Genomic DNA, 8693 nt, shown 5'->3' with positions numbered 1-8693 from the left:
ATTTCATCACAGGCATCCAGCAGATCTTCAGAAGCCGGATAATGTGATGTACGTATATGGTTTATATTTGCATTCTTGTACGCTGCAATCTCGGCGTAACTTTCTTCTCTGGTCATGGAACGTCCCAGATCATCGGATACATCATGTCGGCAGGTACCGCGCAGTTTTACTTCTTTTCCATTCACATAAACTTTATTGGTATCTGTGCCGTCTGCGCCTCCGTAATGTATTTCACGGAATCCTACATTCTCCTCATTTATCTGTACCGCTTCCCCGTTCACCAGTAATGTGGTACGCAGCGTATACAGATTTGGGTGTTCGGCATCCCACTGCTTCGGCTCTGTAACCGGCAGGGTAAGTTTCTTTGCAGCTGAGAGTTCTCCCGTTCCCGCCAGGACTTTTAAAGCATTGTCCCTTTCTTTGCGCATATTTTCAAATGCTGCTTTGGAGTACTGTCCTGTTTTACCGGAATTTCCTTCATAGAGATTCGTTTCATTTTCTTTTAATAAAGTACTTGCTTCCTCAACAAGTTCCGGTAAATTCTTTAAAGCCTCTGTCTCCCGATCAAAATCTATTGTACCGGAGGTAACTACTGATTCCCCGTCAAGCAATTCCACAAGCAGTGCGCCTTCGCCTGAAACCATGTTCAGCTGGGCAGTTACTTCCAGATCTGCATTCGTAAATGTCTCATCAAAGTCGGTATTTACATAGGTCCGTGCAATACTGTCATATGGAACTGCAACAAGGCTTACATCCCTGTTAATCCCGCCCATGTTGTGATGGGCATACTCTGTAGCATTTGCCGGATTGTTGACTGATTTTCCTTCCGGGTTCCAGATTCCCTTTGTGGTACTGTATATTTCTGCAACTCCCACTGTCATGGTGACTGTCTCACCCGGTGCTGCAAATTCTGTGATATCACAATCCCAGGTGGTAAATCCACCTACATGAGTGCGGATATATTTTCCATTAATCCACACACGGGAATTGCTGTACACACCGTCAAACCTTACCAATACCCTGTTTCCCGCAAAGTCTTCCGGTACCGTAATCTCACGCTGGTAATAATACTCGTTGTTTGTCAGGATGTCGAAGCCCTGCATAAGCGGCTCTCCAGGCACTTTTATGTTTTTCCAGTCTCTTTCTTCCCATTTACTGAAATCAAAATCCTGGTTCTCTTCATTGGGTGCCGCAATTCCCCCTGCCTGTGTATAATCAGGAATATCAAACAGATATCTCCAAGTTCCGTCTCCCGTCTTCTCATTCAGGCTGACCTCAGTCTGTTCTATCCCTTTTATATACCTGGCTGCATCCGGAATCACCGGTGTATCCCAAACATCACTGCCTATCTCCGTTTCTGCCACTTCCTGCACATCAGCCGTCTGAACGTCTGAAGATGCAGCTTCCGCAAAAACGAGGATTCCATTCATCTGAAATATCATGACCCCCGCCAAAGCCATACTTATCCATCTTTTTCTATTTTTCATTATATAATCTCCCTTCCCCGGAGCGTATTTGAAAGGTTGGAGTTTTTCATCCCCGCCGCCAGCTTAATTCCCGCCTTTTTTTCTATAAGTTCTGCACGCCTCCACATAAGCCAGAATATTTTCCAGTGGAACCTCTGGTTCCAGCATATGGGTCGGTGCCACAAAGAGTCCGCCTTTTTCCCCTGCAATATCCAGATTGTTCCAGACTGCTTCCTTCACTTCCCGAGGGGTGCCGGAAGGCATAACAGTCTGTGTGCCGATTGTACCGTGAAATGAAATCTGCTGACCATACTTTTTATGGATTTCTTCAAAATCCATGCATTCACTCTGAATAGGGTTCAGAACTTCTACCCCTGCTTCTATTAAATGGGGTATCAGGGGCTCGATAAATCCACATGAGTGATAAAAAATTACGATTTCAGGGTTAATTTCTTTTACTGTACGAATCAGTGCCGCCAGTCTTGGCTTAATCCATCTGCAGTAAAGCTCTTCACTCATCATAAGCGTATACTGCATACCGATATCATCACCAATAAACAATACATCCACCCCGGCTTTTGCATAGGCAGCAGCCCTTATTGTGGACTGCTCTGCCGCCTTATCAAATAGAAATTCAGCTATTTCATTTTCCTCCATCATATCACAGAACAGCTCTTCCATACTTCTCATATACCAGGCGCATTCCCATATTGTCATCTGCATGTCACCTATCGCAATGAGATCTCTTGCTTTTATTTTTTCAACCTGCTCCGCCTGGTGGGATCCATCTGCCTTCGCAAAATCCGGATATGGATAATTCTCTATCTCCTCCAGGGTTTCCATGTTTTCCAGTGGATTACGCATATAGGTCATATGCATACTGTTTGGCGATTTCTCATGCCCAACACCCCAGATGTCGATATCCGCACCCTCTGCAAGCGGTGTCTGATAATATACACGATATTTTTCTGTGTCATGGTTGCGCAGGCGCAGATCTTCTACCCTGCGCCATGGAAATTTGAAATATTCCTCATAATCATCTGCACCAAGCTGTTCTTTGCAAACCTGCTGCTGATGCGGAGAAAGTACAAATTCTACCGGAATCCATTCATATCCCTGCCGCCTGATCAGCGACAGGAAGTTCTCTCTGTTTGTCATCTTCTGCCTGCTCCTTCATCTTGCCCTTTATTTGGCTGCTTCGCCCATTACCTCTTCATAAGTATCTGCAGTCACTACTACAGCATCTACTGCTGTTTCCTGCGGAACTTCTTTTCCTTCGATCAATCCCAGGAGAACATCTACGGAACCTGCACCTACAGAATCTGCTGAAAAATATGCGGAAGCAACTACACAGGAACCGCCTTCTTTCTTAAACTCGTCTTTTGCCATATAAGCACCCAGACCTACTGCACAGGCATCCTTGTCCAGTCCTGCACTCTCTAATGCTCTTGCTGCACCGATAACGCCCTCTTCATTTGCTCCTGTTACCAGCCATTTCTTAATTTCAGGATGTGCTGTAATTACCGCTGCTGCCGCTGTATTTCCTTTATCTGTTGTTCCGTCATAATCCGCGCGGTAGATCTTAGCTGTATCAAATTCAGGAACCAGTTCTGTAAATTTGTCATATTCACCTTCTGCACGAGGCACACAGCTGGATACGGTATCCATTGTCATCAGCAGCATTCCCACTTCTTCATCTGCCGCAAGGTTATTTTCTTTTACGTAATTAGCCATCCACTCACCATTAGCTTCACCTATAACATATGCGTTGATGCCTACCCATGGTGCCAGCTTTTCGCCGTTTGCATCCTGCAGTGCGTCATCAGCCGCTACAACCGGAATATTTGCTTCTGTACATTTGTCAATAACTGCCTGTGACATCGTCTGATCGGGAATACAGGTCACGATACCGTCTGCCTGGTTTGCAATCGCATTATCAATTGCCTTTAAATATTCTTCCGGGTTCATTTTCGCATCAACGTATACAAATTCACCACCGGCAGCCTCAACCGCTTTTTTTGCTGCTTCGCCTTCATCAATAAACCAAGTCTGATCGCCTGCTTTATAGATACCATAGACTAATAAATCTTTATCCTGCCCTTCTCCCGCAGTATTCTCTGCGCTTTTAGTTTCTTCCTGTGTCGTTTCCTTTGTTGTCTCCCCCGCTTCTTTTGTTGTTTCTTTTGTCGTTTCTTTTGTTGTCTCTTTCGTTGTTTCTTTTGCTGTCTCCGCTGTTTCACTGCTGCATCCTGTTAATGCTGCTGCCCCCAATACGACTGTCATTAATAATGCTGATAATTTTTTTGCTTTCATGATTATCCTCCTTTTTGATATGAAAAGCTCCCGAACCACTCCATGGAATTAATGCACCCGGTCCTTAAAACTTTTTACATATGTATCCAAAACACACTTTTGTGTGATTTGTTCCCGTTATTCTGCATTTCTCATACTTGCTGCAAGAAGTTCTTTGTTTCTCTTTTCTTTCCTGATATAATCGGATGCAAGTGCAAACAGAAGCAATGATCCGCGGGCAACATACTGCCAGAATGTAGGCACATTGACCATTATAAGACCTGTGTTAAAAGCCTGGATTAAAATAACACCCAGTACGGTACCGCCCATGCTTCCCACTCCGCCGGTGAATGATACCCCGCCTAATACAACTGCGGTAATTGCGTCAAACTCCAGGTTTACATTTGCGGAAGGCTGTCCGGCATTCATTCTTGCCGAGAACAGGATACCTCCCATAGCACAGAGCACGCCCATCATGATAAAGCAGCATGTAACAATTTTTTCAGGATTCAGTCCCGCAAGTCTTGCAGCTTCTTTATTTCCCCCTATTGCATAGATACTTCGTCCAAACTTTGTCTTCTGAAGAATAAAGCCAAATACAATAATACAGATAATCATCACCCAAACTGCCAGCGGGATATCTAAGAAACGAATTTTTCCCAGCTTTAAAAATCCTACATCTGCAATACCTACCGGTTTTCCATTACAGATAATAAATGCAAATCCACGTACAATGGACTGTGTTACTAAAGTAGCGATAAATGCTTCCAGTTTAATTTTATTTACCATCCATGCATTGAACAATCCAACAACTACCGATGCTCCCAGGGTCAGAAGAATTGCAAGTACTATGGGTGTTCCATTTGCCACTAAAAGTGCAACCATAACACCGGAAAATGCTGCCAGGGATCCCGGGGATAAATCGTTTTGTCCCGCAATAATTAAGTAGGTATGTCCCACAGCTACCATCCCAACCAGTGATGCTGCCACCAAAAGGTTAATCATGTTCTGAATTGAAAGAAAATTTTTATTAATTGAAGTAAACAATGCAAATACCACAATAATTGCTCCAATCAATACCAGCTTGTCGCCTCCTATATATCCTGCTATTGCTTTAACTTTACTGCTGCTATTCTGATTCATTCCCTTATTCTCTGTATTTTTCATTCTGTTTCCTCTCCTATCATACCCAAGCTTAAGAGCCTGTCCTCTGTCGCTTCTTCTCTCATAATCTCACCTGATATATGCAGCCCACGCATTACAATAATGCGGTCTGAAAGTCCGATAACCTCCGGAAGTTCAGATGAAATCAGGATAACTCCCAGCCCCTGCTTTGCAAATTCACAGATCATCTGATAAAATTCTGACTTTGCCCCTACGTCAATTCCTTTTGTAGGCTCGTCCAGAATAAGAACCTTGGGGTTCGTGGTAATCCATCTTGCTACAATACATTTTTGCTGATTTCCGCCGGACAGTTCAACGATCTTTTTGTCTGGGGAAGGTGTTTTAATTTTAAAGGACTCGATACCTTTTTTAGCCTCTGCCTCTTCTTTCCGCTTGTCGATAATTCCAAATTTATTAGAATTTTTATCCATAAGGGATACGTTGATATTACCCGACACGCTCAGATTTGACAGAATTCCCTGCATCTTTCTGTCTTCCGGCACCAGCACAATTCCGTTTTTCATAGCCTCTTTCGGAGACCGGTTCGTAATTTTCTTTCCCTCCAGGATCACTTCTCCACTCTGGAGCTTGTCGGCTCCGATAATGGCACGCATCACCTCAGTCCGCCCGGCTCCTACCAGACCTGAGAATCCCAGCACTTCTCCTTCTCTAAGTACAAAAGATACCGGCTTCACATAATCAGAAGAAACATTCTTCACTTCCAGAAGTACCTTACCAATCTTTTTATTGCGGTCAAGGCTTTCATAAATATTTCCCAAATCCCTGCCTACCATCATCCGTATCATCTCTTTTTCTGATACTTTTCCGGTTACAACCGTATCAACATACCGCCCGTCCTTAAAAATAGCTACTTTGTCGGTAATTTGCTGAATTTCATTCATTCTGTGTGATACATAGATTACTATTTTCTGTTCCTTTTTCAGCTTTTCAATAATACTGAATAAGCTGTCGATTTCTGAATCACTCAAACTGGCAGTTGGTTCATCAAAGCAGATTACTTTTAGATTTTTTCGGCTGTAAGCCTTCATAATCTCAACCATTTGCTGATAAGCAATACTTAAATCCTTCACCTTTTCATTTGCCCTGATCGGAAGCCCGAATTCATTAATGATTTTCTGTGCCATCTCATTTGCCTGCTTCACATTGATAACGCCCAATTTATTTACCGGCATTCTTCCCAGATAGATGTTTTCTGCCACAGAGAGCTCCATTAATATCTGCCGTTCCTGATAGATAACACTGATCCCTTCTTCAATTGCCTCGTGAGGGGATCGAAAGTGCTTTTCCTCTCCATCCAGAAGGTACTTCCCCGCATTCGGCTGGTAATCACCGTTGAGAACCTTCAATAATGTAGATTTACCGGCACCATTTTCTCCCAGGAAGGCCAGCACCTCACCCCCATATGCCCGAAAGCAAATATCATCCAGAGCTTTTACACCCGGAAAATATTTGGATATGTGTGCAAATTCCAATTCACTTCCCATAATTCTTCCTCCTTCTATGCTTCTATAGTGCAAAGCTCTTCCGCTTTACTTCCCTGCCATAAATTCCGGTACTCTAACGGCGACATCTCCATATATTGCTGAAATACCCGGCAAAAATACTGTGCACTGTTAAAACCCGCTTTCAATGCAATCTCTGTCACCGTATTGGATGTAAACCACAAAAGCTCCTTTGCCTTTTCAACCCGCAGAGTATTAATATAGTGCTGACAGCTGATTCCCGTCTCCTCTGCAAAACACTTGCGGATATACCGGGAACTGATTCCAAACTGCTCCGCAAGCTTTTCTTTGTTAATATCCATCTCATAATTATCATTAATATAACGGATGATATCTGCCATCTTTCCAGCCTTACTATGACTTTCCTGCTGCTGTATTTTCTCTGTAATTTTATCGGATAACTCTATGAACAGCTGAAAAATAGACAACTTCAGCTGAATATTTTTTTGTTCTTCCTCTTTCTTCGCCCGGTAAATCTTACACAAGCTCTCCAGAAGGCAGCATGCCATTTCACAATTGGACAGTTTGTGGTATCTGGGTTCCTGGCATAAAAAGCTCAATATCCCTTCCAAAGTCTTCGGCGCCTGTACACAAAACTCCAATTGAGCAATACTGCACTTTTCCCGAGTATCTACAATAAAGCAATGAGGCACCCCCGGATAAACCACCATGCAGTCACCTTCTTTCAGCGGAAAATACTGTCCCTCCACTCCCATGATGCAATGGCCCGATTTAATACAATTAATTTCAATTTCTTTATGATTATGGTCCTTAAATCGGTACGCCGACGGGAAACGAAAAATTCCTGAATTTCGAATCTGTATCTGACAGGATCCCTTTGCCAAAATCTCCATTATACTTTGTTCCAAATTGTCCATGTTCCCTCTCTTTCTACCATTCATTCCACAATAAGGAACTTTCACCTGTAAGTATGGTTTTTTGTATTTGCAATTCTTCCCATTTTATTTTGTATATAATGTGTTCTTTTATATCGTTTTCGCCTCTTATGAAGTATATTTTAACCATATTTGCCTCCTATGTCTTTTACTTATCGGTATGTTGTACATATTTCATTGTACATTTCGGAATTATTATTCTGTTTTTCCTTTTTTTCACAATTACAGGTGTTTAATGTCTGCTTTTTATTTTTTTACAAAATTACCTGATAATATTTTCACACAAAAAAAGGACAAGGAAAAATATCCTGCCTATTCTTCCTTTCCCTTTTCCAATCACATCATAGAGCTAATACCACTCTTCCTGCATGTGATCCCCGGTAAACATATACAGCTTTCCTAAATTATTATGTTCATCCTGAGCTGTGGTTACAAATAATAAATTCTTATTCCCACCTCCTATTATGCAGCAGGATACATTTGGATCCGGCACCTGCACTTCTTTGATTTTGGCCCCTGTACCGGGGTCATAACATTGAACCTTTCCTCCGCCCCACATTGCAACCCATAGTTGACCGCGGCCATCCATGCACATTCCATCGGGAGCCCCTTCCTTTTCATCAATGAAAACTGCTGTTTTTTTATTGCTTAAGACACCTTCTTCCACCACATCATATACGTCAATCTTTTGGGTTGGGGTATCGATGTGATAGAATTTATCTCCTGATGGATTCCAGACTAATCCATTAGAAATAGTGAATCCATCGTATTTAGAAATAACCCTGCCTTCCTTTATACAATACAAGGATCCCGCCCCTTGCGCTTTTGGATGGTTCTGATCAATAGCCATAGTCCCGACCCACAGATTTCCATATGGATCCAGTTTTCCATCATTAAAGCGAATATGTGCAGGCAGGCTGATCTGCATAACAGGCTCTTGCATCCCGGTGCTCAGATTCAATCGTATGATTTTGTTCCTGACCGCTGCAATCAAATCGCCTTGATCATTTAACGCAATACAGCCAACATAATCTCCCATATTAAATGCTTCCAGGGTTTTGTCATGCAAGGAATAAGAGTAAATAGTAAACCCTTCGATATCCACAAAATGTACCTTACTTCGTGCCTGATCCCATATACACCCTTCCCCTAATTGGAGACCGGTGGCGATGACATCTCTTCTATGTTTCATTCGCAGTTCCTCCTCTCCACATTTCTCTGTTTTCCGAAGTCATGAATCTGCATATTTTTCATGATTCTCTGCATACGGCACCCCATTTACTTCCATTGTGCAATACATCCCAAATGCAGCAGTGCAATGTTCGGTATCATAATATCATATCTGCCCGGGC

The 8693-nt window shown here is 42.7% G+C and carries 8 protein-coding genes; all 8 read right to left on the bottom strand.

What is annotated here, in order from left to right; all coding sequences use genetic code 11:
• On the bottom strand, positions 1 to 1487 hold a 1487-nt coding region (locus tag RHS_RS24885; RefSeq protein WP_047834696.1), incomplete at its 3' end, for a glycoside hydrolase family 2.
• A gap of 63 nt (positions 1488 to 1550) precedes the next feature.
• Positions 1551 to 2624, bottom strand: coding sequence for a uroporphyrinogen decarboxylase family protein (locus tag RHS_RS24880; RefSeq protein ID WP_027295569.1), 1074 nt, complete (start codon positions 2622 to 2624; stop codon positions 1551 to 1553).
• 27 nt (positions 2625 to 2651) lie between these two features.
• A complete protein-coding gene (locus RHS_RS24875; RefSeq protein WP_047834695.1) occupies positions 2652 to 3779 on the bottom strand; it encodes a substrate-binding domain-containing protein in 1128 nt (375 codons plus the stop codon).
• 117 nt (positions 3780 to 3896) lie between these two features.
• The gene (locus RHS_RS24870; RefSeq protein ID WP_242849139.1) at positions 3897 to 4925 is read right to left on the bottom strand and encodes an ABC transporter permease; all 1029 of its coding nucleotides are present in this window, start codon (positions 4923 to 4925) and stop codon (positions 3897 to 3899) included.
• Complete coding sequence (locus tag RHS_RS24865; RefSeq protein ID WP_027295566.1) at positions 4922 to 6427, bottom strand: sugar ABC transporter ATP-binding protein; 1506 nt, start codon at positions 6425 to 6427, stop codon at positions 4922 to 4924. Before RHS_RS24865 ends, RHS_RS24870 begins: the two co-directional genes overlap by 4 nt.
• A 14-nt stretch (positions 6428 to 6441) precedes the next feature.
• Positions 6442 to 7323, bottom strand: coding sequence for a helix-turn-helix domain-containing protein (locus tag RHS_RS31925; protein WP_395023521.1), 882 nt, complete (start codon positions 7321 to 7323; stop codon positions 6442 to 6444).
• Positions 7324 to 7336: 13 nt separating this feature from the next.
• Positions 7337 to 7471, bottom strand: coding sequence for a hypothetical protein (locus tag RHS_RS31920; protein WP_255348109.1), 135 nt, complete (start codon positions 7469 to 7471; stop codon positions 7337 to 7339).
• A gap of 219 nt (positions 7472 to 7690) precedes the next feature.
• The gene (locus tag RHS_RS24855) at positions 7691 to 8533 is read right to left on the bottom strand and encodes an SMP-30/gluconolactonase/LRE family protein (RefSeq protein ID WP_394909996.1); all 843 of its coding nucleotides are present in this window, start codon (positions 8531 to 8533) and stop codon (positions 7691 to 7693) included.
• Positions 8534 to 8693: the final 160 nt, after the last annotated feature.

Origin of the sequence: Robinsoniella sp. RHS, from assembly GCF_001029355.1 — a bacterium.
Lineage (GTDB): Bacteria > Bacillota > Clostridia > Lachnospirales > Lachnospiraceae > Robinsoniella > Robinsoniella peoriensis.
The sequence above is the reverse complement of the archived record's forward strand: the minus strand, read 5'-3'. Positions and strand labels throughout refer to the sequence as shown.